This window comes from Cyanobium sp. CH-040, from assembly GCF_024346135.1.
Classification (GTDB): domain Bacteria; phylum Cyanobacteriota; class Cyanobacteriia; order PCC-6307; family Cyanobiaceae; genus NIES-981.
In genome coordinates, this window is sequence record NZ_JAGQCJ010000010.1 from 84,432 (window position 1) to 110,073 (window position 25,642).

General features: G+C 70.2%; 19 protein-coding genes. 8 read left to right on the forward strand and 11 right to left on the reverse strand.

What is annotated here, in order from left to right:
• Nucleotides 1-26: 26 nt before the first annotated feature.
• On the reverse strand, nucleotides 27-485 hold the full coding sequence (gene rplI / locus KBY90_RS10400) for a 50S ribosomal protein L9 (protein WP_254968533.1): 459 nt from the start codon (nucleotides 483-485) through the stop codon (nucleotides 27-29).
• Nucleotides 486-584: 99 nt separating this feature from the next.
• On the reverse strand, nucleotides 585-1,595 hold the full coding sequence (locus KBY90_RS10405) for a fatty acid desaturase (RefSeq protein WP_254968535.1): 1,011 nt from the start codon (nucleotides 1,593-1,595) through the stop codon (nucleotides 585-587).
• 154 nt (nucleotides 1,596-1,749) lie between these two features.
• Between KBY90_RS10405 and KBY90_RS10410 the strand changes: the two genes are divergently transcribed.
• The 5 genes from KBY90_RS10410 (at nucleotide 1,750) to KBY90_RS10430 (ending at nucleotide 7,602) form a co-directional block, all read left to right on the forward strand.
• Nucleotides 1,750-2,544: a hypothetical protein gene (locus tag KBY90_RS10410; protein WP_254968536.1), complete on the forward strand. Its 795-nt coding sequence runs from the start codon at nucleotides 1,750-1,752 to the stop codon at nucleotides 2,542-2,544.
• 64 nt (nucleotides 2,545-2,608) lie between these two features.
• On the forward strand, nucleotides 2,609-3,868 hold the full coding sequence (locus KBY90_RS10415; RefSeq protein WP_254968537.1) for an aminotransferase class I/II-fold pyridoxal phosphate-dependent enzyme: 1,260 nt from the start codon (nucleotides 2,609-2,611) through the stop codon (nucleotides 3,866-3,868).
• 28 nt (nucleotides 3,869-3,896) lie between these two features.
• Nucleotides 3,897-4,289 (forward strand): glycine cleavage system protein GcvH, encoded by a 393-nt coding sequence (gcvH, locus tag KBY90_RS10420; protein WP_254968538.1) that lies wholly within the window; start codon nucleotides 3,897-3,899, stop codon nucleotides 4,287-4,289.
• The gene (gcvP, locus tag KBY90_RS10425) at nucleotides 4,286-7,255 is read left to right on the forward strand and encodes an aminomethyl-transferring glycine dehydrogenase (RefSeq protein WP_254968539.1); all 2,970 of its coding nucleotides are present in this window, start codon (nucleotides 4,286-4,288) and stop codon (nucleotides 7,253-7,255) included. The genes gcvH and gcvP overlap by 4 nt, the downstream gene beginning before the upstream one ends.
• A 155-nt stretch (nucleotides 7,256-7,410) precedes the next feature.
• A complete protein-coding gene (locus KBY90_RS10430; protein WP_254968557.1) occupies nucleotides 7,411-7,602 on the forward strand; it encodes a hypothetical protein in 192 nt (63 codons plus the stop codon).
• 59 nt (nucleotides 7,603-7,661) lie between these two features.
• Here the strand turns inward: KBY90_RS10430 and KBY90_RS10435 are convergent, their stop codons facing one another.
• The 8 genes from KBY90_RS10435 to KBY90_RS10470 all read right to left on the reverse strand — a co-directional run bounded on the left by KBY90_RS10435 (nucleotide 7,662) and on the right by KBY90_RS10470 (nucleotide 17,527).
• The gene (locus KBY90_RS10435; RefSeq protein ID WP_396122567.1) at nucleotides 7,662-7,904 is read right to left on the reverse strand and encodes a hypothetical protein; all 243 of its coding nucleotides are present in this window, start codon (nucleotides 7,902-7,904) and stop codon (nucleotides 7,662-7,664) included.
• 147 nt (nucleotides 7,905-8,051) lie between these two features.
• Nucleotides 8,052-9,905, reverse strand: coding sequence for a diflavin flavoprotein (locus KBY90_RS10440; protein ID WP_254968540.1), 1,854 nt, complete (start codon nucleotides 9,903-9,905; stop codon nucleotides 8,052-8,054).
• A complete protein-coding gene (locus KBY90_RS10445; RefSeq protein ID WP_254968541.1) occupies nucleotides 9,905-11,692 on the reverse strand; it encodes a diflavin flavoprotein in 1,788 nt (595 codons plus the stop codon). Before KBY90_RS10445 ends, KBY90_RS10440 begins: the two co-directional genes overlap by 1 nt.
• 58 nt (nucleotides 11,693-11,750) lie before the next feature.
• Nucleotides 11,751-12,260 carry an MEKHLA domain-containing protein gene (locus KBY90_RS10450; protein ID WP_254968542.1) on the reverse strand — a complete coding sequence of 170 codons (510 nt, stop codon included), beginning with the start codon at nucleotides 12,258-12,260 and terminating at the stop codon, nucleotides 11,751-11,753.
• A gap of 43 nt (nucleotides 12,261-12,303) precedes the next feature.
• Nucleotides 12,304-13,206 carry an SWIM zinc finger family protein gene (locus tag KBY90_RS10455; RefSeq protein ID WP_254968543.1) on the reverse strand — a complete coding sequence of 301 codons (903 nt, stop codon included), beginning with the start codon at nucleotides 13,204-13,206 and terminating at the stop codon, nucleotides 12,304-12,306.
• A 34-nt stretch (nucleotides 13,207-13,240) separates the two neighbouring features.
• A complete protein-coding gene (locus KBY90_RS10460) occupies nucleotides 13,241-13,894 on the reverse strand; it encodes a ceramidase domain-containing protein (RefSeq protein WP_254968544.1) in 654 nt (217 codons plus the stop codon).
• Nucleotides 13,891-17,019 carry a DEAD/DEAH box helicase gene (locus KBY90_RS10465; RefSeq protein WP_254968545.1) on the reverse strand — a complete coding sequence of 1,043 codons (3,129 nt, stop codon included), beginning with the start codon at nucleotides 17,017-17,019 and terminating at the stop codon, nucleotides 13,891-13,893. The genes KBY90_RS10460 and KBY90_RS10465 overlap by 4 nt, the downstream gene beginning before the upstream one ends.
• A gap of 10 nt (nucleotides 17,020-17,029) precedes the next feature.
• Complete coding sequence (locus KBY90_RS10470; RefSeq protein WP_315858724.1) at nucleotides 17,030-17,527, reverse strand: hypothetical protein; 498 nt, start codon at nucleotides 17,525-17,527, stop codon at nucleotides 17,030-17,032.
• Between the two features lie 82 nt (nucleotides 17,528-17,609).
• Between KBY90_RS10470 and KBY90_RS10475 the strand changes: the two genes are divergently transcribed.
• Together KBY90_RS10475 and alaS are read left to right on the forward strand one after the other, a co-directional pair.
• On the forward strand, nucleotides 17,610-18,674 hold the full coding sequence (locus tag KBY90_RS10475; protein ID WP_254968546.1) for a hypothetical protein: 1,065 nt from the start codon (nucleotides 17,610-17,612) through the stop codon (nucleotides 18,672-18,674).
• Between the two features lie 36 nt (nucleotides 18,675-18,710).
• A complete protein-coding gene (alaS, locus tag KBY90_RS10480) occupies nucleotides 18,711-21,404 on the forward strand; it encodes an alanine--tRNA ligase (RefSeq protein WP_254968560.1) in 2,694 nt (897 codons plus the stop codon).
• A gap of 1 nt (nucleotide 21,405) precedes the next feature.
• Here the strand turns inward: alaS and KBY90_RS10485 are convergent, their stop codons facing one another.
• Nucleotides 21,406-22,962 carry a ShlB/FhaC/HecB family hemolysin secretion/activation protein gene (locus KBY90_RS10485; RefSeq protein WP_254968547.1) on the reverse strand — a complete coding sequence of 519 codons (1,557 nt, stop codon included), beginning with the start codon at nucleotides 22,960-22,962 and terminating at the stop codon, nucleotides 21,406-21,408.
• 349 nt (nucleotides 22,963-23,311) lie between these two features.
• Here KBY90_RS10485 and KBY90_RS10490 point away from each other — a divergent pair.
• Nucleotides 23,312-25,642, forward strand: a 2,331-nt coding sequence (locus KBY90_RS10490) for a DUF4097 domain-containing protein (RefSeq protein WP_254968548.1), incomplete at its 3' end; no start/stop codon positions are given.

The following is a 25,642-nucleotide window of genomic DNA, read 5'->3' on the forward strand; positions in this document are numbered from 1 at the left end:
GGAGCGCTGCGGCGCCGGGGCGCAGCTCAGTGGCTGAGCACCTCCAGATTGATCTCGGCGGTCACCTCGGGGTGCAGCTTCACCAGCACCTTGTAGGAGCCGGTGCGGTGGATCTCGGGCACGGTGATGTCGCGCCGGTCCACCTCCTTCTTGGTGGCGGCCTCGATGGCCTCGGCCACATCGCCGTTGGTCACCGTGCCGAACAGCACGTCGTCGCCGCCGGTCTGCTTCTTGACGGTGAAGCGGCCGATGGTGGCCAGGGCGGTGCGGAAGGCCTCAGCCTCCGCCTTGAGGGCGGCCTGGCGCTCGGCCTCCTTGGCCCGGCGGGCCTCAACCTGGCGCATCACCGCCGGCGTCACCGGCACCGCCTTGCCGGTGGGCACCAGGAAGTTGCGGGCGTAGCCGGGGGCCACATCCACCAGGTCCCCGTCCTTCCCCAGGCTGAGGACGTCTTCGCGGAGGACGACTTGTACGCGCTTGGCCATGGTGAAGGTGTGGGGGTCTGATGGCGAGCCGGTCTGAATGCGGGCCGGTCTGATCGTGAGCCGATCTGCCAGCCTACGCGACAGGCCGGGGGCCGGGCTCTAGCGGCGGCGGGAGGAGCGGCTGCCGAGGGCGGCGGCGGCGGGCAGGCGCACCTGGCTGGCCAGGCCGAGGCCGCGCAGCAGGCGGATGTGCAGCCAGGTGAGGTCGATCTGGCGGCCGAAGCCCTGACGGGCCGAGTGGGGGAAGGCGTGGTGGTTGTTGTGCCAGCCCTCGCCGAAGGTGAGCGCCGCCACCCAGGGGTTGTTGCGGGAGCGGTCGCCGCTGTCGTGGGACACCTTGCCCCAGCAGTGGGTGGCGGAGTTCACCAGCCAGGTGCAGTGGTAGACCACCACCAGGCGCAGGGGGATGCCCCACAGCACCAGGGCCCAGCCGCCGGCGCCGGTGACGGTGCCGATCCAGAACAGCAGGCCTGCCAGGGGCAGCTGCAGCACCAGGAACCAGTTGTTCAGCCAGCGGTAGTAGGGGTCCTTGACCAGGTCGCCGGTGAGCCGGGGCACGGCGCCCATGGCCGGGATGGTCTCGAACATCCAGCCCATGTGGCTCCACCAGAAGCCCCGCAGGCTGCTGTGGTGATCCACCTCGGTGTCGGAGAACTTGTGGTGGTGGCGGTGCAGGCCCACCCAGTCGATCGGGCCGTGCTGGCAGCTCAGGGCGCCGCAGGTGGTGAAGAAGCGCTCCAGCCAGCGGGGCACCCGGAAGGCGCGGTGGCTGAGCATCCGGTGGTAGCCGAGGGTCACCCCCAGGCAGGCGGTGACCCAGTAGAGCACCAGGAAGCTGGCCACCGCCGGCACGCTCCAGAAGCGGGGCAGCAGGGCCACCACCGCCAGCACGTGGATGGCCACCATGAAGGTGATGGTGCCCCACCGGGTGCCCCGCTTGATGTGGGGGGCGGGTTCGCCGCTGCGGGGGGTGTGCAGCGTCTCGGCGCGCAGGAAGGCGTCGGCGCCGGTGTTGATGAACGCGGGCTTGCGGGTGCCACGGGACGATGGGCGAAGGCCTGGACGAGCGCCCGGACGGGCTGCTGATCGCGTGGCGGGTGTAGCGGCCATAGCGGACCGGCTCCTGATCAATCGATAGGATGGTAGCAATACGAATTCGGATTGCCGCGAATTCGGATTCCGGGCCCAGCCGTGCCCGGTCCAGTCGTGGAGGAGAGACCTTTGAGCCAGAGCCGTTTGCAGCAGAGCCCTTTGGAGCAGAGCCGTGGGCTACCGGGATGACCTTGCCGCCGGGCGTGTGGCCTTCGCCCACCTGATCCGGGTGTGGCATGGCCGCAACGGCTGGAGCCACCGCGTGCTGCCGGCCCTGGCGGAGGCCCTCGACCTGGGCCGGGTGCACAACTCCCAGCTGTCGATGCTGCGCAACGGCAAGCTCGCCTCGCCGGGCCCTGAGGTGTTTCTGGCCCTGGGGCGGATCAACCGCCTGCTGGCCGAGGAGGTCAGCGGCGGGCGGCTGTCCCCGGGGCTGCGGGATCGCCTCGCCGGCCAGCCCGAACTGCTGGCTGCCCTGGAGACCTCCGCCCTGCCGGTGCAGGCGCCGGGTGAGCCGGTGCTCGGCCCCGGCGAGCTGCTGGAGGTGTTCGTGGGCCTGCGCCAGCCGCCGCCGGCCTTCGATCTGCGCATCGCCGACGGCGAAGCCGCCGCCCTCAGCGCCGCCCTGGCCGACCTGCTCTGCGCCGGCCGCCCCTGGCGTCTCTGCCGGGAGCCGGTGATGGCCGCCTATCCGGTGGGCAAGCGCCAGCGGCGCGAGCGCTTCGCCGAGGTGATGGCCGGCCAGTGCGACTACTCCGCCGCCGAGCTGGACGCGGAGCTGCCCGACCTGAGCCTCACGCTGGCCGCCCTGGGGGGCGCCGGAGAGCACGGGTTGCAGAGCGATCAGGTGCTCGAGCTGCTGCGCCGGCGGGCCCGGGAGCTGCAGGAGCGCGGCTGGGCGTCCCCCGCCGCCGACCAGGACCTGGGCGCGGCGATCCGGGCGCAGCTGGGCTCGGTGGTGGCGTAGTCCGTGGTGGATGGCGTCATGCCGGTGGGCAGCATGGCTCCAGTCCCGTGACGCCCCGGCATCCATGGCTGTCAGCTCCCGCTTTGCCGAACGGCTGGCCGCCGCCCAGGCAGCGATCGCGCCCCTGGCCGCCGCTCACACCGCCGCGGTGAAGGGGCGGCTGGAGCGGGTGCTCGACGCCTTCGCCGCCGAGCGGGTGGGGGTGCAGCACTTCGCCTCGGTGAGCGGCTATGGCCACGGCGACCAGGGCCGGGAGGTGCTCGACCGGGTGGCCGCCCGGGTGCTGCAGGCCGAGGCGGCGGCCGTGCGGCTGCAGTTCGTGAGCGGCACCCACGCCATCGCCGCGGCGCTGTTCGGGGTGCTGCGGCCTGGCGACCGCCTGCTGGCCCTCACCGGCCGCCCCTACGACACCTTGGAAGAGGTGATCGGCATCCGCGGCAGCGGCCGGGGCTCCCTGGCGGAATTCGGCATCCGCTACGACGAGCTCGACCTGCTCCCCACCGGCGGCCTCGACTGGGACGGCCTTGAGGACGCCCTGGCGGTGCCCACGCGGATGGTGCTGATCCAGCGCAGCTGCGGCTACAGCTGGCGGCCCTCTCTGGCGGTGGCGGAGATCGGTGCTCTGGTGGAGCGGGTGAAGGCGATCCAGCCCGGCTGCGTGGTGTTCGTGGACAACTGCTACGGCGAGCTGGTGCAGGAGCAGGAGCCCACGGCCGTGGGCGCCGACCTGATCGCCGGCTCGCTGATCAAGAACCTGGGCGGCACCATCGCCCCCACCGGCGGCTACGTGGCCGGCCGCGCCGAGCTGGTGGAGCAGGCCTGCTGCCGGCTCACCGCCCCGGGCATCGGCAGCGAGGGGGGCACCAGCTTCGATCTCAACCGTCTGCTGTTCCAGGGTCTGTTCCTGGCGCCGCAGATGGTGGCCGAGGCGCTGATCTCAGCCGAGCTCACCGCCCAGGTGTTCAGCGACCTGGGCTTCGCCGTCAATCCCCTGCCCGGCGCCGCCCGCAGCGACGTGATCCAGGCCGTGAGGCTGGGCGATCCCGGGCTGCTGAAGGCCGTGTGCCGGGCTTTCCAGGCCGCCTCGCCCGTGGGCTCCTACCTCGATCCGGTGCCGGCACCGATGCCCGGCTACGCCAGCGAGCTGGTGATGGCCGGCGGCACCTTCATCGACGGCAGCACCAGCGAGTTCTCCGCCGACGCCCCGCTGCGGGAGCCCTACGTGCTCTACGCCCAGGGCGGCACCCACCGGGCCCACGCCGCCATCGCCCTGGAGCGGGCCCTGGCGGCCATCGGCGAATCCCACCGCCTTCCGACAGACTGAGCGGCACCGCGATCCCGGTCCGCCAGCCATGGCGCTCTCCTTCCCCAGCGACTGCCGCTACGCCGACAGCCATGAATACGTGCGTCCCGAGGGCGAGCGGGTGCGCCTCGGCCTCAGCGCCTTCGCCATCGACCAGCTCGGCGACATCGTCTTCGTGGAGCTGCCGGAGGTGGGGGCGGAGCTCAGCGCCGGCCGGAGCTTCGGCAGCGTGGAATCGGTGAAGGCGGTGGAGGATCTGCTGGCCCCAGTCAGCGGCGTGGTGGAGGCCCGCAACGAGTCGGTGCTGGCCAACCCCGAGGAACTGCAGAACGACCCCTACGGCGAGGGCTGGCTGCTGCTGATCCGCCCCAGCGCCCCCGAGCAGATCGAGGCGCTGATGGCCGCCGACGCCTACGCCGCCAAGGTGCAGGGCCAGGGATGACCAGCCGCGACTTCAGCCAGCGCCACCTCGGTCCAGACGCCGCCGAGCAGGAACGCATGCTCCGGGAGCTGGGTCTCGGCAGCCTCGAGCAGCTCGCCGGGCAGGTGGTCCCCGCGGACATCCTGCTGCCTCCCGAGGCCGCCGCCGAGGGACTGCCCCAGCCCTGCGACGAGGCCCTCGCCCTGGCGGAGCTGGCGGCGATCGCCGGCCAGAACCAGGTGCTGCGCTCCCTGATCGGCCAGGGCTACTACGGCACCGCCACGCCGGCCGTGATCCAGCGGCACGTGTTCGAGAACCCGGCCTGGTACACCGCCTACACGCCCTACCAGGCGGAGATCGCCCAGGGCCGCCTGGAGGCCCTGCTCAACTTCCAGACCCTGATCAGCGAGCTCACCGGCCTGCCGATCGCCAACGCCTCGCTGCTCGACGAGGCCACCGCCGCCGCCGAGGCCATGGCCCTGGCCCGGGCCGTGGGCGGCCGCGCCGATGCCCGGCGCTTTCTGGTGGACCGCCAGGTGTTCCCCCAGACCCTGGCGGTGCTGCAGACCCGTGCCGAGCCCCTCGGCATCCGGGTGGAGCTGGTGGATGCCGAGGCCCTGGCCGCCCAGGCCGCCGTAGGCGAGGCGCCGGCGCTGGCCGCCGATGCCTTCGGCCTGCTGCTGCAGCTGCCGGGCAACCGTGGCGGGCTCTGGGATCCGGCGCCGCTGCTGGCCGCCGCCGGCGAGGCCGGCCTGATCCGCGCCGTGGCCATCGATCCCCTGGCCCAGGTGCTACTGGCCCCGGTGGGCGAGCTCGGCGCCGACATCGCCGTGGGCAGCGCCCAGCGCTTCGGGGTGCCGATGGGCTGCGGCGGCCCCCATGCCGCCTTCTTCGCCACCCGCGACGCCTACAGGCGCCAGATCCCCGGCCGCCTGGTGGGCCGATCGCTGGATGCCGAGGGCCGTCCGGCCCTGCGCCTGGCGCTGCAGACCCGCGAGCAGCACATCCGCCGCGACCGCGCCACCAGCAACATCTGCACCGCCCAGGTGCTGCTGGCGGTGATGGCCGGCTTCTATGCCGTGCACCACGGCCCGGGCGGCCTCACCGCCATCGCCGCCCGCATCGCCCGGCTGCGCCAGGCCCTGGCCGCCGGCCTGGCGGCCCTCGGCCTGCAGCCCGAGCCCGGTCCCGGCTTCGGCACGCTGGTGGTGCCCGCCGCCGACCCCGATGGCCTGATCGCCGCCGCCCTGGCGGGCGGCTTCAACCTGCGCCGCCACGACGACGGGGTGGGCATCAGCCTCGACGAGTGCAGCACCGAGGCGGAGATGCGCCAGCTGCTGGCGGCCCTGGCGGCCCCGGATGCCGCAGGCCTGAAGGCTGCCACCGATGCCCTGCAGCAGGCCCTGCAGCAGGGCGACGCCCTCTGGCAGCAGGCCTGGCAGGCGGCCCCCCGGCCCCTGGCCCGACGGCAGGGCAGCTGGCTGGCCCAGCCGGTGTTCCACCGCTACCACAGCGAAACCGAGCTGCTGCGTTACATCCAGCGCCTGGTGGCCCGCGACTTCTCGCTGGTGCACGGCATGATCCCGCTGGGCAGCTGCACCATGAAGCTCAACGCCGCGGCGGAGCTGCAGCCGGTGAGCTGGCCCGCCTTCGCCCAGCTGCACCCCTTCGCCCCCGCCGACCAGCGCGCCGGCTACGGGCGCCTGGCGGCCGATCTGGAGCAGTGGCTGGCGGCGATCACCGGCTTCGCCGGCGTGTCGCTCCAGCCCAACGCCGGCTCCCAGGGGGAATACGCCGGCCTGCTGGCGATCCGCGCCTGGCACCGCAGCCGCGGCGACCAGCACCGCGACGTGTGCCTGATCCCCACCAGCGCCCACGGCACCAACCCCGCCAGCGCCGTGATGGCTGGCATGCAGGTGGTGGCGGTGGCCTGCGACGCGCAGGGCAACGTCGACCAGTCCGACCTGGAGGCCAAGGCCGAGGCCCACGCCGAGCGCCTGGCGGCCCTGATGGTCACCTACCCCTCCACCCACGGCGTGTTCGAGCCGGCCATCCGCCGCATCTGCCAGCTGGTGCACGAGCGCGGCGGCCAGGTGTATCTCGACGGCGCCAACCTCAATGCCCAGGTGGGGCTGTGCAAGCCCGGGCTCTACGGCGCCGACGTGTGCCACCTCAACCTGCACAAGACCTTCTGCATCCCCCACGGCGGCGGCGGGCCTGGGGTGGGACCGATCGCCGTGGCCGCACACCTGCTGCCCTTCCTGCCCGGCGCTTGCGGAGATCACGGGGCGGCGGTGGGACCGGTGGCGGCCGCGCCCCTGGGCAGCGCCTCGATCCTGCCGATCAGCTGGATGTACATCCGCATGATGGGCGGCACCGGCCTGCGCACCGCCAGCCAGGTGGCCCTGCTGGCCGCCAACCTGATCGCCGAGCGGCTCGAACCCCACTTCCCGGTGCTCTACCGGGGGGCGGGTGGCCGGGTGGCCCACGAGTGCATCCTCGATCTGCGCCCCCTCAAGCGCAGCTGCGGCCTGGAGGTGGACGACCTGGCCAAGCGCCTGATGGACTACGGCTTCCATGCCCCCACCGTGAGCTGGCCGGTGGCCGGCACGGTGATGGTGGAGCCCACCGAGAGCGAGTCGCTGGAGGAGCTGGACCGCTTCTGCGCGGCCATGGTCGCCATCCGCGCCGAGGCGGCGGCGATCGAGCGGGGCGAGGCCGATCCCCTCGAGAATCCCCTCAAGCAGGCCCCCCACACCCTGGCGGCCGTCACGGCCGACGACTGGCAGCGGCCCTACAGCCGTGCCCAGGCGGCCTTCCCCGCCGGGGAGGAGCAGCGGGGCCAGAAGTTCTGGCCCGCCGTGGCCCGCATCGACAACGCCTACGGCGACCGCAATCTGGTCTGCACCTGCCCGTCGGTGGAGGAGCTGGCCACAGCGTCAGCGGCCCTGGAGAGCGCCGCCGTGGCGGTGCCCTCGGCGGCCTGAGCGAGATCTGGAGCCCGAGGGCGATCTGGGGCCATAATGTGCCGAGCCGCTACTGAAATCCTCAGGATTTCTTCGGCATTGCGCCCTTGCCTTTGCGGTTCCATCTGCTGGAACTGCAGCGCGGGCGGCCAGCACGTCTTTTCGACACGGGGATCATGAACGGCAGCGACAAGGGGGATCACGACGGCGGCCATGCCGCCACCAGTGCCGCCACCAACGTGGTGAGGGTTCCCTTCGGCGTGCGTCGTCCCCGCCGCACCAGGCCTGAGCGGCCGCAGCGCTGGGCCACCTTGGTGCTGCCCTTCCAGTCCGGTGTCGATCCCACCCCGCCGCCGCAGGCGGCCTGAGCCGGGCCTGAGCCGGGTGGGCTCAGACGCTCGTGAGGTTTCAGGCCTTAACGAGCGTTTCAGGCGGCCATGTTGCGCGTCCCCTGGGCCAGGCGCCAGTCCACAAGGGCCTTGACATCGGCCAGGGAGCTGGCGGGCGCCTGGAAGGAGAGCAACCCAGCAGTTCCGCGGCTGGGTTGCACCAGCCAGCTGAGATCGGCCTGGGGGATCAGCAGGAAGCCCCGATAGCGCACCACCGCGCTCAGCCCGCCGGTCTCGCTCGGATCAGCCGAGGCCATGCAGGCCGCCTTGGGAAGGATCACGGTCATTGCAGTCCCGGCGACGGGAGCCCCGGGAATTGAACTGGTTTTCTACCGATTTCGATGACGAATGATTGCGTTGGCGCCTGAGAGCGCGGTGGCGCCCGAGCGTGGGCAGGCGGGGCGTCGTTGGCCTGCCCGGCCGGCCCATCAGTAGGCCTCGCCGCTGCGCCGCTGGTGCACCGCCGTGGTGCCGGCCGGATCGAGCACGGCCCCCCGCTCCACCTGGGCATACAGCAGCCAGTGGTCGCCGCATTCCATGCGCTGCTTCACGGTGGCCTCCAGCCAGGCCAGCGCCTCTGGCAGGATCGGCTGGCCGCCGGGGCTTTCCTCCAGCTCCAGCCCCGCGAAGCGGTCGGCCCCCGGGGCGAAGGGTTTGAGGAACTGGCGCATCGGTCCGCTCTCGCGGCCGGCGGCGAGCACGTTGAGGGCGAAGCGGTCGCCGATGTGCAGCAGGGCTTCCACGGCCCGGTCCCTGGCCACCGCCACCGTGAACCCCGGTGGCGTGAAGCTGGCCTGGCTCACCCAGCTGGCCACCATCGCGCCATTGAGCCGGCTTTCGCCCGCGCCCTTGGCGGTGGTGAGCACGCACAGCGACCCCAGCACCCGGCCCAGGGCCTGGATCGCCGGTTCGCTGCGGCTCTCCTGCAGACCGCCTGAGGCCGCGCGCCGCTCGCTGCGCCGCTGGGCGGCCCGCAGCTGCCGGCCCAGGCCCGTGCCCGTCTCCTCGATCGCCTTGATGCGGGCCGCATCGGGGCTGAACTTCACCTTGATCGGCTCGAAGGCGAACTGGAAGCCGCCGTCGCGCAGCTTGTTCTCGAGCAGGTCCAGCGCCTCGCCGCTCCAGCCGAAGCTGCCGAACACCCCCACCGGCTTGGCGCGGTCGCCCTCGGCCAGCACCGTGCCCAGCGCCGAGACGATCGGGGTGGGGGCATGCCCACCCAGGGTGGGGGAGCCGATCAGCAGGGCATCGCAGGTGCGGATGGCCTCCAGCAGCTGCTCGGGCTCGCTGAATTCGCAGTTGATGCTCTCCACCCGCACCCCCGTGCGCGCCACCCCCTGGGCGAGGGCATCGGCGATGGCGGCGGTGTTGCCGTAGGCGCTGGCGAACAGCAGGGCCACCGACAGGCTGCTGCGATCGCTGGCCTCCCCCCAGCGCCGGTAGTCGGCGAGCAGGCTGCGCCAGCTGTCGCTGATCGCCGGGCCGTGCCCCGGCGCGATCGTGCGGATGTCGAGCTCCTCGAGCCGGTCGACGATCGACTCCACCTGGCGGGCCATCGGCGCCATCAGGCAGTCGTAGAAGTAGCGCCGGTCCTCCTCGCTGCTGCTGCGGTTGGCTTCCGCCCACGCCTCGCTGCAGAGGTGGGCGGCGAAGAACTTGCCGCTCATCAGCAGGCCGCTGCTCTCCTCGAAGGCCAGCAGGGCGCCGGGCCAGCGTGGCGTGGGGGCCGGGATCAGGCGCAGCACGTGGCCGCCGCCGAGTTCGCGGCTCACCTCGTGCTTCACCACGTCGATCGGTGGCAGGGGCGGCAGATCGCCGCCCTCGGCAGCCTCGGGGCTGCCCGGGGCGCCGGGCCGGCGCTGGCTCCAGAGCTGCTCCAGCAGCCGGGCGCCGGCATTGGAGGCCACCAGCATCAGCCGCGGCCAGCGCTCCGCCAGCTTGCGCAGCAGCGCCACCCGGTTGGGGTTGACGTGCCCCACCACGGCCTTGAGGGCGGCGTCGGCAGGCACCAGGGACTCCAGCCGCTCCAGGAAGGGCGCCGCGAAGGACGCCCCCGGGGGATGCACCAGCACCGGCGGCATCGAGCGCCCGGCGGCCGTGCTGCCGGGCCGGAACAGAAAGCTGTTGGCCGTGGTGCCCCGCTCCAGGCCGTACTCCACCTCGAAGCGCAGCCGGGTGGGGCTCAGACCGCGCAGGCACACCAGTCCGGCATCGATCGGCAGCGCCAGGACGCGGCGGTCGCTGCCCACGGAACCAGGGGCCACGGAACCGGCGGCCGCCATCAGTAGTGGTTCCCCACCTTGCGGTGATGCACGGCGGTGTGGGCCTGGGTGTCGGCCACATTGCCCTGCTCCACCACCGCGTAGATGATCCAGTGGTCGGGACCCTCCAGCCGCTGGGCCACCCGGCAGCCCAGGTAGGCCAGGGCATCGCCGAGCACCGGACCCCCCTCGGCCACGCCCTCCAGGGTGCTCACCCCGGCGAAGCGGTCGGCCCCGGGTGGGAAGCGCCGGAGGAAATGGCGCAGCAGCTGCTGGTGGTTGTCCTCCCGCAGGATGTTGAGCACGAAGCGGTCGCCCACCTGCATCAGCGCCTCGATGGCCCGGTCCTTGGCCACGGCCACGGTGATGCCGGGCGGATCGAAGCTGGCCTGGCTCACCCAGCTGGCCACCATGGCGGAGGAGCGCGTGCCGCCCTCGCCATCGCTCTGGCGTGCGGTCACCACATAGAGACCTCCGCTCAGGCGCCCCAGGGCCTTGTCCAGGTCACCGTCGAGGGCCTTCATGGCGGCGATCGTCTTTGCCTTGGTGAGCAGCTGGCCCAGGTCGGTGCCGGCCTCCTCACAGCGCTGGTAGTCGCCGGTCTGGGGCACCTCGCGGATGCGCAGCGGCTCGAAGGCGCTCTTCTGGCCCAGGGCCCGCAGCTGGCCGGCCACCGTGTCGATGGGCTCGTCGTTGCCGCCGAAGGCGTCGTAGCAGGCCACCCACTGCTTCGGTTTCAGGGCCGCCAGCAGGGTGCCGATGCTGGCCTGCAGCTCGGCATCGGGGCTGGCGGGCCAGGTGGGCACCACCACGGCGCTGGCCTCGCCCACCAGGGCACTGAGTTCCTGGGCGTCGGTGGCGCGCAGGTCCACCAGCTGCACGGCGGCGCCGGCCTTCTGGATGCCGCGGGCGATCGCCTGGCTGAGCCGGTCGCAGAAGCCGTACTGGCTCACGTAGCAGACGGCTGCGTAGGCCTCGCCGGTGCTGCGCTCGGAGCTCCAGGTGCGGTAGTCCTCCACCCAGAGATTGAGGTGATGGCGCAGCAGCGGACCGTGGCCCACGGCGATGGTGGTGACCGCCGGCAGCCCCTCCATGCGCTTCAGGGCCTGCAGCACGCTGCGGGCGTTGGGGCCCATCAGGCACTCGTAGTAGAAGCGGAAGTCGGGCGCGATGGCGCCGGGATCCACGTCGAAGAGGTCGTCCGAGCAGTAGTGCAGGCCGAAGGCGTCGCAGGTGTAGAGGATGCCGGTGCCGTGGTCGAAGGAGAAGATCGTGTCCGGCCAGTGCAGGTTGGGCGCGCTCAGGAACGCGAAGCGGTGGGCCACACCGCTGTCGGGATTGGTGCCCAGATCGAGCTCCTCGCCGCTCTTCACCGCCCGGCTGCGGAACGGCCGGTGCACCTGGTCTTCGAGGAACTGGATCGCCACCTTGGAGGCCACGATCTCGATCTCCGGGTTGAGATCGAGCAGGTGGCCGATCAGGCCGGAGTGATCCGGCTCGGTGTGGCTCACGATCAGGAAATCGATCGCCTGCGGATCGATCTGCTCGCGCAGCAGAGGCAGCCAGGTGTCCGCGAACTTGAGATGGCTGGTGTCGATCAGGGCGGTGCGCTCGCCCCGCACCAGGAAGCTGTTGTAGGTGGTGCCGTTGCGCAGGCCGAACTCGATGTCGAAGCGGCTGCGGTCCCAGTCCAGCGAGCGGATCGCGGTGGTGTCGGCGGCGACCGCCTCGCACTGCAGGCTCAGGCGCGGCGTGGCCGGCGGGCCGGCCTGCTCGGGGGCTTGAGGGGCGGTTGTGGTGGCTGCCATGAACACCCTTGCGGCTGGCGAAACTGTAGGGAGCCCTCCTCGGGGACTGGTCTCACCGTCAGGACGGGTCCCGCAGCCACCACCAGGCGCTGAAGCGGGCCGCCTGGCCGCAGACGCGTCCCTCCGCGTCATGCAGTGTCCACACCCGGGCGGCGCCGATGCGGAAGCGCCGCCCCCGGCTGTCGACGCGGATGCCGCTGTAGCCCTCGATGGCCTCGCCGGCGCGGGCCTGGAGCAGGGCCAGCCGGCGCTCGGCCCGTTCCGCCGCCGGTGCGGTGAGCCGCGAGGGCAGCCCCACCATCTCGGCCCAGGTGCGGCGCCAGAGGCGCAGGGCGGCCCGGTTGGCGTAGGTGAGCCGGGGGCCGGGATCGCCTCCCGGGTCCTCGCCGTCGTGGGCGAGCACCACCACCGGGGCCGCGAACAGGGTCTGAGCCCGATGCTCCGGCCCGCTGTCGGCGTTCAGGCCGGGCAGCAACGGCTCTGCGTAGGCCGCAAGGTGACTCTCGAGGATGCGCCGCGCCAGCGTCAGCCGGGGCTCCACCAGCCAGGGCGGTGGGGACGGCACCATCGGTCGCAGCGTCGGTGGCACGGTCTGATGCGCCGTTCCGTCCTCAGCCACCGGGCTCGCCTTCACCCCGCTCCTGGCCGTTGCCCATCGCCAGGGCCAGGGCCAGGCTGCCCATGCGCTCACCATGGGCGCGGATCTGCGCCAGGAAACGGCGGTTGGCCTCGGGGAAGCGCGGCTCCTCGGCCAGGGGCAGCGGGCCGGCCGCATCCAGGCCGGTGTCGCCCTCCAGGGCCGGGGTGATCACCACCAGGTCGGGATCGAGGGCCGCGCCGTAACGCCACCAGCGGCTGGGGTCGGTGATGGCCGGATGCACCGGTTGCGGCGGGGCCTCCGCCACCGGAGCGTCCTCACCGCTGGCGCGGGACTGGCGGGCCTGCCGGGCCAGGGCCCGGCGGCGCCGCTTGGCCAGATCCGTCAGCAGCTGGGCGCGGGTGCGGCCCCGCAGCTGGAACAGCACGAAGGGATCCTCGCTGAAGCGCTCGCCCATCAGGTAGAAGACGGCGCTGACGTGCTTGCAGGGGTTGATCTTGTCGGGGCAGGTGCACTCGCTGCGCACCTCCTGCAGCTTGAAGGGGAACAGGCGCTTGCCGCTGGCGGCGAAGGCCCGCTCGATGTCCTGCGGCATCACCCCGGCCAGCAGCTGCGCCGACCAGCGCGCCTTCTGGCTGAGGGCCTCGAGCACGTAGCCCCAGTCCTCATCGCTGAGCACATCGAGCCAGAGCTTCACCTTGTAGGGCTCCTCGTCGCTGCCCTGCACCCGGGCATGCACCCGCCGCCCCTCGAAGCGGATCGAGGTCACGTTGCCCGAGCGGGCGTAGTCCCAGGCGCGCTCGAGGCGCTTCTTGAAGCGGTAGCCCTGGATCAGCTCCATCCACTGCTCCACCCACCAGGGCTGCTGGCCGAGGCCTTCCTCGCCGAGCTGGGTGGTGATCGGGGCGGTGGTCATCGCCGTGCGCTGATGGGGTCAGTATGCCGGCCGTTCATGGTGCCGCCTCCGGCGCTGCATCAGGCCTGGGCGAGGCCGGCATCAGGGCGGCGGTGGCCAGGGCCAGCACCACGGCATTGAGCAGGTGCCAGAGGAGATGGGTCCCGACCGGCAGCCAGGGGCAGAGCAGCTGATCGACGCTGCGCATCAGCAGCGACAGGCTGAACACCACACCCGCCGTCAGCAGGCCGGGGCGGCCGCAACGGCGCCGCTCCCGCCAGCCCAGCAGCAGCACCACCACCAGTGTGGGGGCGTAGGCCAGGGAGCCGTTCAACAGCTCGGGAGCCGTGCGGCTGGCCAGGGTCGCCAGCAGGAAGAGGGTCACCAGCAGCAGCGCTGTGGCAGCGCCCGCGGCGGTGCGGCGGCGCAGGTAGAGCCAGAGGAACACCAGCTGGAACAGCAGGATCGGCAGCACATCCGCCAGCAGTGCCCAGGTGGTGGCGAAGGTGTGGAACAGGGTGCTGCCCACGCCGATGGCCACCACCAGCGCGGTGAGGGCGCCGATGCCGGGATCGTCGGCCACCCCCAGCCGCCGGGCCCGGGCCTGGATCCACCAGGCCGCGACCAGGAAGGCCGCGTTGGTGGCGGCGTTGACGGGTTCGGCCAGCAGGCCCGGACCCAGGCGTTCGCAGTAGAGGTCGAGGGTCATGGTTCGCTCAGGGCAACCAGGTCGCGCAGCTGGCCCACGTCCAGCCCCCCCAGCCAGTCCTCGCCGGAGCCCACGATCTCCTCGGCCAGCTTCGACTTCTCGCGGATCATCCGGTCGATGCGCTCCTCCACGGACCCGCTGGTGATGAACTTGTGCACCATCACCCGCTTCTGCTGGCCGATCCGATAGGCGCGGTCGGTGGCCTGGTTCTCCACCGCCGGATTCCACCAGCGGTCGATGTGGAACACGTGGCTGGCCCGGGTGAGGTTGAGACCCACGCCACCGGCCTTGAGCGAGAGCAGGAACAGCTGCGGACCGCGCGGGTCCTCCTGGAAGCGGTCCACCATCGCCTGGCGCTCGGTCTTGCTGGTGCTGCCGTAGAGGAACGGCACCTCCTGGCGCCAGCGGCGCTCCAGGTGGGCCTTGAGCAGGTGGCCCCACTCGGCGAACTGGGTGAACAGCAGGGCCCGGTCGCCGGCCTCGATCACCTCCTCGAGGATCTCCTCCAGCCGCTGCAGCTTGGCGCTGCGGCCGGCGAAGGCGTCGGCACCGTCGCCGGCCTCACCCAGCAGCAGGGCCGGGTGGTTGCACACCTGCTTGAGCCGGGTGAGCAGGGCCAGCACCTGGCCGTGCTTCTGGCCCAGGGGCGCGCGGGCGATGGTGTCGAGGCTCTCCTCCACCGTGCGGTTGTAGAGCTTGCGCTGCTCGGTGCTGAGCCCCACCCATTCGTGCAGTTCCACCTTCTCCGGCAGGTCGGAGATGATCGACTTGTCGGTCTTCAGCCGCCGCAGGATGAAGGGACCGACGCGGGCCTTGAGATCCCGCAGCGAGGCCATGTCGCCGTAGCGCTCGATCGGCAGCCGGTAGCGCTGGTGGAAGAAGGCCTCGTCACCCAGCACCATCGGGTTGAGGAAGTCCATCAGGGCCCAGAGTTCGCTGACGCGGTTCTCCACCGGGGTGCCGGTGAGGGCGATCCGGAACCGGCTCCCCCGGCTGCCCTCGCGGCCCCGCCGGCCGCCGGGGCCGGCGCCGGGCCGGGCCAGATCGCGCGCCGCCATCGACTGCTTGGCCTGGGGGTTCTTGATCGCCTGGGCCTCGTCAATCACCACCCCCTGCCAGTCCACGCTCTCCAGCAGTTCGCTGTCGCGCTGCAGCAGCCCGTAGCTGGTGAGCACCAGATCCACCCCCTTCAGCGCCTTCTTCAGGGCGGCTTCGCTGCTCGGCCGCCGCGGACCGTAGTGCTCCCGCACCCCCAGCTCGGGCGTGAACGCCGCCGCCTCCCGCTTCCAGTTGGTGAGCACCGAGGTGGGGGCCACCAGCAGCACCGGGCGCTTCAGTTCCTCCTCCGCCTTGAGGTGCTGCAGGAAGGCCAGCAGCTGGATCGTCTTGCCCAGGCCCATGTCGTCGGCCAGGCAGGCTCCCTGGTCGAAGCGGTGCAGGAAGGCCAGCCAGCCCAGGCCCCGCTCCTGGTAAGGGCGCAGCTGGCCGGCGAAGCCGGGCGGGGCCGGCAGCGGATCGGGCGCCTTCTGCTGGTGGTACTGCTCCAGCACCGCCTGCAGCCGCGGGCCGGCGGTGAAGGCGTGCACCGGCAGGCGGTGGAAGGTGTCGCCGTCGCTGGCGGTGAGCCGCAGGGCATCGTCGAGGCTCAGCCCCGGATCGGCGGCGCAGAACCGCTCGGCGTTGCGCAGGTCGCTGGGCCGCAGTTCGATCCACACCCCCTTGTGCTGCACCAGGGGGCTGCGCTTGGTCTGCAGCCCCTCCAGGTCGCGCAGGGTGAGCGTCACCCCGCCGATCATGAACTCCCAGCTCCACACCAGGGTTTCGCCCAGAGTGAAGCCGCGCGAGGTTTCCGGCAGCTCGGCCGTGATCGCCAGACCCAGCCGGCTGGCCAGCCCCCCGGAGAGGCTGCCGGGCAGCACCACCCCCACGCCCACGTCCCGCAGGGCCGCCGCGGCGGTGCGCACCAGCACGAAGGCCTCGGCGGGGGTGAGCTGCATGCTCTCGGGCGTGGCCGAATCCAGGCCCCGCTCGATCGGCTCGAACACGCTCAGCGCCCGTCCCAGGCCCTCCAGCAGCAGTTCACTGGGCTGAGGCACCGCCACCTCACCGAGCTGCAGGCGGCGGTCGCCCGCGCTCCAGGCCACCGCCGCCGGCACCCGCAGGCTGGGGTCGGCTTCCGCCTGCAGGCTGAACCTCAGCTCCCAGAGCTCCTCGCCCTCGGGCGGCGTGAACAGCTCCAGGCAGGCCCGCGCCGGGGCCACCCGCCCCGCCACCGCCTCGCGCCAGTGGTGGGTCGCGATGGTGAGCCGCTCCAGCTCCTCCTCGTCGAGCCGCAGGCTGCCGTCGCCCTTGCCCAGGCCCTTCTGCCAGGCCAGCAGCAGCGGGTCGAGCTCCTCGGGGGCGGGCTGGAAGCCGGCCCGCAGCTGGCCGTCGAGCAGGGCCGCCAGCAGGCTGGCCACCCGCAGCCGCCCGCTGCCGGGCCTGCGGCAGGCCAGGGCGGGATCCCCCTCCAGCCCCGCCGCCAGGGCGCAGGTGGCCACCTGGGGGATGCCCATGGCCAGCTCCTCCAGTCGGCGGCGATCGCTTTCGCGGTTGAGCAGGGGCTGCCAACGGGCGCGGCCCTCCTCGATCATCGGCAGCCAGCGGCCCCGGGCGATCAGGCTCAGGGCCCAGCGCTGCAGGTGGCTCCACCAGCGCAGCTCATCGGCCATCTGCGGATGGTCTCCGGCCAGGGGAAGGCCGCTGAGCCACTCGGCGGCACCGGCCGGATCCAGGGCCCAGCCCTCCACCTGCCAGGGCCACCACTCCAGGTGCTTGGGGATGGGCTCGCCCGCCTGCAGCGGCAGGCCGCTCCAGCTGCCCGGGTTCGGCCCGCGCCGGCCCCGTCCGGCCTGGCTGCGGCTGGGCAGGGTGAGCGTGGCCCGGGCCGGCCGCAGCGCCTCGCTCCAGTGGCCGTTGTCGTCGAGCCAGTCGGCCACCTCGTCGGCGCTGAGGGCCAGGGGATGCTGCGGCGCCTCCAGGGCGGGCTGCACCGGCGCGGCCACGCGCCAGGTGTCGCCCCACAGGAACAGCCGGCCCCCGGGACCATCGGGGGGGAACAGCCAGGTGGCGTGCAGCAGGCTCATCCCAGAGTGATCAGGGCCGGTGTGTGTGGGCCTGTGCGCCGGCTCCCTGGCTTTCGGTGCCGCTTTCGGTGCGGCTCGCGGTGCGGCTTGCGGTGCGCAACGGCCACACGCGGTGCGCGAGCCGGCGGGATCCGTGCAGCACCAGGGCGGCGCCGACCAGCGGCAACCAGGCGCGAACGAGTTCCATCATCACAGCCGGCGCGACCGCCACCAGCCAGGCCTCCAGCGGTGGCTGCGGCGCCCCCACGGCGACAGCCGGCAGCCCCAGGCTGTGGATGCCGCAGACGGCGCCCACCAGCCCCGCCTGCAGGTGGCTGTCGTCCGGGTCGACCCGCTGCAGATGAAAGGCCAGCAGCCCGTAGAGAAAACCGCAGCCGCCGGCCCTCAGGGCCGCCTCCAGCCCCAGCGGCAGGCCCAGCAGCAGCGCCGACAGGCCGGCCGTCAGCGCCCAGGCGATCGAGCGCAGGCGCATCTGCTGGCGGGATGGCGGGGTGGCGGCCTGGCTCACGGTGGCGCCCCGGCGGGGTTGGGCCTGTGCGGGCGATCATGCCTGGGTGTGTGCTGCCGCAGCGTTCATGCGTGAGGGACCATTGCCACCTCCGCCCGCGCGCACCCTGCACCTGCACGCCGGGCCCCACAAGACGGCCAGCACCTATCTGCAGGCGCGCCTGCAGCGCAACCGCCGGGCCCTGGAACGGCATGGTCTTCGTTATCCCACGCCCTGGGGGGAGCACTCCCATCGGCACCTGGCCCGGGATCTGCAGGCCGGCCACTTCGGGGCTCTGGAGCAGTTCCTCCTCCAGCAGCGGCGCTGGAGCGGCGATCTGCTGCTGAGTGCGGAACACTTCGCCCCCCTGCTGGCCTCTCCCGAGGCCCTGGCTGCCCTGCGCACCACGGCGGCCGCCGGGGGGTTCGATCTGCACGTGATCAGCTACGTGCGGCCCCAGTCCGGGCTGCTTGACTCCTGCTACGGCCACCGCCTGGCGCGGCTCTATGGCGCGCCGGGTTTCCCCGCCTACGTGCGAGCCCAGCTGGCTGGCCGTCGTCTGTCCGGACGGCACCGGCGCCGCTGGATCCGCATGGGTCCCCTGGCCCTGGACTTCGAGCGGCGCTTTGCCCCGCTGCTGGCCGACACCGGCCTCCGCTCCAATTTTCTCCCCTATCGCTCGCGGCAGCAGGATCCGTTCGCGCAGCTGCTGGAGCTGCTGGCCCTTCCCCAGGGCGACTGGCGGCCCGCACCCCCCAGTCAGGCGAACGAACAGCTGGGCCGCAGGGGGCTGGGGCTGGCCTATCTGGTGAACCGCGAGCTCGACACCCTGCCGATCCGGCGCAACCGGCTGATCGCCGAGCACGGCCTCAACCGCCTGGTGGAGCGGATCCGCGCCCGGACGCGGGAGCGCGGCTGGGTGAACGACCGCTTCAGTGGCTGGGGCGGGCGTTTGCCCGCGCTGCTGCAGCAGCAGCTGGGGGCCAGCAACGATCGCTTCGCCCGCCACGTGTGGGGCCGGAGCTGGGAGCAGGTGTTCGGACCGGCCGCTGCCCCTGCCGATGCGGCGGAGGCCCCCCGGGGCCTGCTGCTGGATCAGGAGCTGGAAGAGGAGGCGCGGGCCCTGGTCAGGGCCTACCGCAGGCGGCTCCCGGCCGCCTGCCGCTGAGCGATCATGCCCTCCTCAGGCCCGCACCGCTCCGCCATGGCCGCTGCCACCCCCGCCACCGGTCGATCCCAGGGCCGTCGCCCCCGCAGCGGCGCCGAGATCCGTGCCGCCTTCCTCGACTTCTACGAGCAGCGGGGGCACCAGCCCATGGCCAGCGCCTCGCTGGTGCCGGACGACCCCACGGTGCTGCTCACCATCGCCGGCATGCTGCCCTTCAAGCCGGTGTTCCTGGGCCAGCAGGAGCGGCCGGCGCCGCGGGCCACCAGCAGCCAGAAGTGCATCCGCACCAACGACATCGAGAACGTCGGCCGTACGGCGCGGCATCACACGTTCTTCGAGATGCTCGGCAACTTCTCCTTCGGCGATTACTTCAAGGAGCAGGCGATCCAGTGGGCCTGGGAGCTGAGCACCGAGGTGTTTGGCCTCAGTCCCAAGAACCTGGTGGTGAGCGTGTTTCGCGAGGACGACGAGGCCGAGGCGATCTGGCGCGACGTGGTGGGCGTGAACCCGAAGCGGATCATCCGCATGGATGAGGCCGACAACTTCTGGGCTTCCGGCCCCACCGGCCCCTGCGGCCCCTGCTCGGAGATCTACTACGACTTCAAGCCCGAGCTCGGCGACGACGGCATCGATCTCGAGGACGACAGCCGCTTCATCGAGTTCTACAACCTGGTGTTCATGCAGTACAACCGCGACGCGGAGGGCACCCTCACGCCGCTGGCCAACCGCAACATCGACACCGGCATGGGCCTGGAGCGCATGGCCCAGATCCTGCAGGGGGTGCCGAACAACTACGAAACCGATCTGATCTATCCGCTGATCGAAACGGCGGCAGGCCTTGCGGGGGTCGACTACCGCAGCCTCGACGAGAAGGGCCAAACCAGCCTGAAGGTGATCGGCGACCACAGCCGCGCCATCACCCAGCTGATCGGCGACGGCGTCACCGCCAGCAATCTGGGCCGTGGCTACATCCTGCGCCGGCTGCTGCGCCGCGTGGTGCGCCACGGCCGCCTGCTCGGCATCGACAAGCCCTTCCTGAGCGCGATGGGCGAGGCGTCGATCGCTCTGATGCGGGAGGCCTATCCGCAGCTGCAGGAGCGCCGCGAGGTGATCCTGGCCGAGCTGCAGCGCGAGGAGGCCCGCTTCCTGGAAACCCTGGAGCGCGGCGAGAAGCTGCTGGCGGAGGTGCTGGCCGCCAAGCCCAAGCAGATCAGCGGCGAGCAGGCCTTCGAGCTCTACGACACCTACGGCTTCCCCCTGGAGCTCACCGAGGAGATCGCCGAGGAGCACGGCCTCACGGTGGACACCGCCGGCTTCGAGGCGGCGATGGAGGCGCAGCGCCAGCGGGCCAAGGCCGCGGCGGTGAGCATCGACCTCACCCTGCAGGAGGCGATCGACCAGGTGGCGGCCACAGCCGAGGCCACCGCCTTCAAGGGCTATGAGGCCCTGGAGCACCCCAGCTGCGTGCTGGCCCTGGTGGTGAACGGCGAGCCGGCCACCCAGGCCAGCGCCGGCGACCAGGTGCAGCTGGTGCTCGATTCCACCCCCTTCTATGGCGAGGGCGGCGGCCAGGTGGGCGATCGCGGCGTGCTGCTGGGCGGCGGCGACCAGACCAGCGTGGATGCGGGCGTGATCGTGAGCATCGACGACGTGTCGCGCAACCGCTCGGTGTTCGTGCACAGCGGCCGGGTGGAGCGGGGTCAGATCGCCGTCGGCGATCTGCTTACGGCGCGGGTGGACTCCGGCTGCCGCCGCCGCGCCCAGGCCAACCACACGGCCACCCACCTGCTGCAGGCGGCGCTCAAGCAGGTGGTGGATCCGGGCATCGGTCAGGCCGGTTCGCTGGTGGATTTCGACCGGCTGCGTTTCGACTTTCACTGCCCCCGCGCCGTGACCCCCGAGGAGCTGGAGCAGATCGAGGCGCTGATCAACGGCTGGATCGCCGAGGCCCACAGCCTGGTGGTGCAGGAGATGGCGATCGAGCAGGCCAAGGCCGCCGGCGCCGTGGCGATGTTCGGCGAGAAGTACGCCGACGTGGTGCGGGTGGTGGATGTGCCCGGCGTGTCGATGGAGCTCTGCGGCGGCACCCACGTTGCCAACACCGCCGAGATCGGCGTGTTCAAGATCATCAGCGAGAGCGGCGTCGCCGCCGGCATCCGCCGCATCGAGGCGGTGGCCGGCCCGGCGGTGCTGGCCTATCTGAAGGAACGCGAGGCGGTGGTGAAGCCCCTGGCCGAGCGCTTCAAGGCCCAGCCGGGCGAGATCGTGGAGCGGGTGGCCCAGCTGGCCGACGAGCTCAAGGCCACCCAGAAAGCTCTGGCGGCGGCCCGCAGCGAGTTGGCGGCAGCCAAGGCCGCGGCGCTGGCGGCCCAGGCGGAAGCGGTGGGGGACTTCCGGCTGCTGGTGGCCCGCCTCGACGGCGTGGATGGCGCCGGCCTGCAAACGGCCGCCCAGGGCCTGGCCGACCAGCTCGGCGATGGCGCCGCGGTGGTGTTGGGCGGCCTGCCCGACCCCGCCGACCTGGGCAAGGTGATCCTGGTGGCAGCCTTCGGCAAGGCGGTGATCGCCGCCGGCCCCAAGGCCGGCACCTTCATCGGCGGCGTAGCGAAAGCCTGCGGCGGCGGCGGCGGCGGACGCCCCAAACTGGCCCAGGCCGGCGGTCGTGACGGGGCTGCGCTGGATGGAGCGCTGGCGCAGGCGCGGGATCAGCTGCGGGCGGCGTTGGGCTGACTCAGAAGCGGAATTGCACCCTGCCGTAGAGCCCATCATCCAGAACCCAGTCGTTCCAGGGCCCTTTGTTGTCATCGGTGGAGAACTGGTGCGCCCAGCCGAGCTCGAAGCTCCAGTTGTTGCCGGTAAGCCAACGCACCAGCAGGCCCCCGGAGCCGATCGTGTCCTTGACAGTGAAGTCGTTGACCTCGGTGCGGATCCCCCCGGCGCCGATGAACGGCACCAGCTGCACGGCGTTGGTGGGGTTCTGCCACACCGTCCAGTTGGCCTCAGTGAGAGCCAGCCAGCCGCTGTCGCCGCTGATCAGCTGGCCAGGCAGGCCGCGGAGGCCCACGTCTGACCCCAGGGAGAACTGCATCGAGGGCAGCAGCGGGTTGAAGGCCCACTGTCCGGCCAGCCGGCTGTTCAGCTGCAGGCGGGGCGCCAGTGTCCATCCGGCTGAGATCACCCCGCCGATGGCTGTGGCCTGGGACGGATCGATGCCGGCCTCCTTCCACTCCTGGCGCTGCTTGTCGGGAATGGTTGCCGAGATCCCGTTCAAGACGTAGGCAGATCCGATCCAGCCGATCCGCTGACCCTGCCCACTGCCGCTGAGGCCCGCCCGCAGATAGCCGTTGCGCGGATTCCGGATGATGTCCGGCAGCTCTGGGGGCAGACTGTCGCCATCGAGAAGGTTGCGGCTGCTGGTGCCGCTGAGCCCCACGAAGGCACTCCAGCGCTGGGTGAGGCTCTCGGAGAACACCCATTCCAGTTGCCCCAGCCCCTGGATTTGTTCATTGGACAGGTCGCCGGCCGGTGGCGGCAGCTCGATCAGATTGCGTCTGCTGGCGCCGAACGCTGCGGTCAGGTAGATGGATTCAGTGAGCGGAATGTTGTAGGTGAGTGAGGTGACTGCGGCACCAAGCTCGGGCTCGTCGTCGCTGTTCAGTTCGCCGTAAAACAGCAGTGTGTCTCCCTGAGTCAGGGCGCCAGGCTTCACGATCGTGGCCACGGCCCGGGCCTCACCCGAGCCGCTGTTGCCGTCGTTCCGGATCGAGACGTCACCCTGCCAGGGCGGCGCACCACCTTCGAGGTTGAGGCTGAGGCTGGCCTGGCTGGGATCGCTGCCGAGGCGGGAGAGGTTGCCGCGCACCTGTTTCACACCAGGCACCCGTCGCAGCAACAGCAGATTGCGTTCGAGTGTGGGCAGGTGCAGGATTGATCCCTGCAGCGATCGCGTCAGCCGGGTCACCCGACGGTTCAGCCAGTCGTCATTCCCCTCCACCCGCAATTCCACGAGGCGTCCTTCCACCACGAGCAGGCGAGCCGGGCTTGTGGTGGTGTCGACGTAGACGCGGCTGTTGACGTAGCCATCCGCAACAAACTGGGCGGTGAGCGCAGCAGCGCACGCCTCCAGTCGCTGCACCGGGTCTTCAATTGCAGTGCACGCGGCCAGGATGGAGCGCAGGCTCTCCACGCTGTAGACCGTGAGCCCCTCCACCGAGGGGAGGGCACTGAGCGGTGCGGGGGGGATGGCCTCTGTTCGTGCCGGTGGTCCGGGCGTCCGCTCGGGTGGCACCGAGGGGGTCTCCGGGACGAGCTCCAGGCTGGGTTGATCCTCTGGTGCCAGAGGTTGGGCTGGCCGTTCCTGTGCCGGGCGCTGTTCTGGCAGACGGACCGGGCCCTGCTGCAGAGGTGGAGCCACCAGCTGGGCAAGCAGAAGAACGGACAAGGGGGGGCACTGGCGACCGATCGGGGGTATTGTGACGGAATCCCCCGGCTTTAACCGAGCAGCGCTATATCTTTTGCGATTCGCTCACCTGAGGACTCCAGCGATCGGCAAGAATACTGATGTGGCTGTTGCTACAGGGCGTCCTTGCTAAAATATGCTAGTCGCGTCCCGGAGCCACTGCCGGAGCCACCGATAGATGCCAATTCGCGGCTTTCGTTCTACCGGCTCTCCGGTTCTTAGCAGTCAGATTTTTCTGTCTTCAGTCCAGTGGCTGCTGCTCGCACCACTCGTTGTTGCCGCGGGCAGTCTGTTGCAACCGCCTGTCGTGGCACAGGTCACTCCACAGACCGGAGCCCGTTCTTTGAATACCCTCGTCAACGAGGGTACAGGGCAGTGTAATACGGGCTCATGCGTGGTCACAGGCGGTACCCAGGCGGGGAGCAACAACCTGTTTCACCGGTTTTCGTCCTTCAATACGGGGGTTGGGACTGAAATTGAGAACGTCACTTTCCAGAACAACGGTCGTCAGTCGGTGTTCGTGGGAGTCACCAACCCCGCCGGGACATTCATCACGGTGCCCGTCGAGCTCAGTAATTCGGGCAACTTGTACTGGCTCTCGCCTGGAGGTTTATCCATCAGTGGTGGAGGATCTTTTCAAAATATCCAAAATCTACAGCTGAGCACTGCCACCGGAATACGGTTCGGGGGAGGTCAATTCTTTGATGCCCTCACAACAACTGCTGAGCAAGCGGCATCGCTGACTGGCAATCCAGTAGGGGGAACCGCTGCCTTTTTCACAGATCCCGCCACTTTGGGGATTTTGGAAGCGTCTCAGAATGGTAATCTGGAACTTGCTCCACTCGTGCTCCTTACTGTAGATCAGAGCCTTCTTCTTGATGCTCAAGAGGGCAATGTCGTTCAGGGCGCGTCGGGCCCAAATGGAATTCGATCTCAGGCTGAAAGTCCGATTGACGTCGAGATCAGGGGAGCGAGCATTGAGTTAAATGGCATTGTGACCACTTCTGGTGGGGGTTTTTCAGCTGTTGCGGCTAGTCAAGTTGCCACTCAAGCTCAGTTTTTGCTCTCTGGATTGATTGATACTGATGGTGGAACAGTCAATATCCGTTCCGACGGCGACACATCCATATCTGGCATCTTGAATACGGCAGGTGGACCAGCCAACATCCTTTCTGGCGGCGATGTGCTGATCTTTGATACAAACGAAGGTTTTGCTGGCATCCTGGATTCAAGCGGTGGTCAAATTACAATAGAAAGCACAAGTGGCTCCATTGCCTCGCAAAACATTGACCTGCCTTCAGGGACTATTAATGCAGGTCTTGGCGAGGTTGCGCTGAAGGCTCTCGGTGATATTGACGTTACAATAGAGCAGGCTTCCAAGATTGCGGCCGAATCAATCTCTGGAAGTGTCAATATTTTCTACGGTCCCCAGTTCGGGTTCGAGTTTGATTCATTCTCAGAGCTGGTTATTGGTCGGGTGGCCAATCCAGACTTCTTCGGTGTTCCACTCACGGTTTCCGGGATCAGCGCTGGCGTTGACTTCAACGTTACAGCCATTGGCGGAATTAGCCTTGCAGACAACATTGTCTTGCGTGGTTCTGATTTTAGTGAGCTCGTAACTGGCAATGACACGTTACCCGGCGCAATCCAGGTTGCTGAAGGAGCTGTTGTCAGAACCCAGTCTGCTGGAGAGATTCAATTTGTCGGTGAGGTCACCAACAACGGTTCTTTGGTCGTCGAGCAGGGTCTTCTCACGCTCATCGGGCCGCGTCACTTCAACAGCGGCTTGATTGAGGTGCAGCAGGGTTCTGAACTCGGCTTTTCCTGTCCCGTCGGGGCGTGTTCGTCCGCTGCAGAGCTGATTCTGCAGACCGGTTCTCGTCTCGCCGGTAACGGCACCGTGAGTGGGCTTGGGCAAGACGAGGTCCAGCGTGGAACTCTCATCCAGCAGTCCGGAAGTGTCGTATCCCCGGGAGCAGGTGATGGTGTGCGCTCGGTTGGGGCTTTGACCTTTGACAACCTGATCTGGGATGTGCAGGAGGGCGCCATCCTGGAATTCGATCTTGCTGGGTCACTGGGGGAAAACGGAGAACCAATTGGAATATCCGATCAGATCTTCTTTTCGGATTCGACGTCTGCGGTTTTCCAGGGGGCCGGACCCGTCTTCAGCATTCGCCTGGCGGATCCGCTGAATCCCCCCCCCAACGACACCACTCTCGCTCTATTACCTTCCGGCATCGAAGGGGTCAATTTTGAAGCCCTCAATGCCAATGCCAATCTGCAGGACCGGATCGAAGGCCAGTTAGTGGAAGGTTCCATCGCCTTCAGATTCGACCGACTCACGCCCCTGCCGCCGGGGCCCGACCCTGGTCCCGGCCCCGATCCTGGTCCTGGTCCTGGTCCTGGTCCTGGTCCTGGTCCTGGTCCTGGTCCTGGTCCTGGTCCTGGTCCTGGTCCTGGTCCTGGTCCTGGTCCTGGTCCTGGTCCTGGTCCTGGTCCTGGTCCTGGT

Coding starts and splice junctions, on each gene's coding strand:
- rplI (WP_254968533.1), bottom strand. CDS start 485: ATGGCCAAGCGCGTACAAGTCGTCCTCCGCGAAGACGTCCTCAGCCTG.
- KBY90_RS10405 (WP_254968535.1), bottom strand. CDS start 1,595: ATGGCCGCTACACCCGCCACGCGATCAGCAGCCCGTCCGGGCGCTCGT.
- KBY90_RS10415 (WP_254968537.1), top strand. CDS start 2,609: ATGGCTGTCAGCTCCCGCTTTGCCGAACGGCTGGCCGCCGCCCAGGCA.
- gcvH (WP_254968538.1), top strand. CDS start 3,897: ATGGCGCTCTCCTTCCCCAGCGACTGCCGCTACGCCGACAGCCATGAA.
- gcvP (WP_254968539.1), top strand. CDS start 4,286: ATGACCAGCCGCGACTTCAGCCAGCGCCACCTCGGTCCAGACGCCGCC.
- KBY90_RS10430 (WP_254968557.1), top strand. CDS start 7,411: ATGAACGGCAGCGACAAGGGGGATCACGACGGCGGCCATGCCGCCACC.
- KBY90_RS10440 (WP_254968540.1), bottom strand. CDS start 9,905: ATGGCGGCCGCCGGTTCCGTGGCCCCTGGTTCCGTGGGCAGCGACCGC.
- KBY90_RS10445 (WP_254968541.1), bottom strand. CDS start 11,692: ATGGCAGCCACCACAACCGCCCCTCAAGCCCCCGAGCAGGCCGGCCCG.
- KBY90_RS10450 (WP_254968542.1), bottom strand. CDS start 12,260: ATGGTGCCGTCCCCACCGCCCTGGCTGGTGGAGCCCCGGCTGACGCTG.
- KBY90_RS10455 (WP_254968543.1), bottom strand. CDS start 13,206: ATGACCACCGCCCCGATCACCACCCAGCTCGGCGAGGAAGGCCTCGGC.
- KBY90_RS10460 (WP_254968544.1), bottom strand. CDS start 13,894: ATGACCCTCGACCTCTACTGCGAACGCCTGGGTCCGGGCCTGCTGGCC.
- KBY90_RS10465 (WP_254968545.1), bottom strand. CDS start 17,019: ATGAGCCTGCTGCACGCCACCTGGCTGTTCCCCCCCGATGGTCCCGGG.
- alaS (WP_254968560.1), top strand. CDS start 18,711: ATGGCCGCTGCCACCCCCGCCACCGGTCGATCCCAGGGCCGTCGCCCC.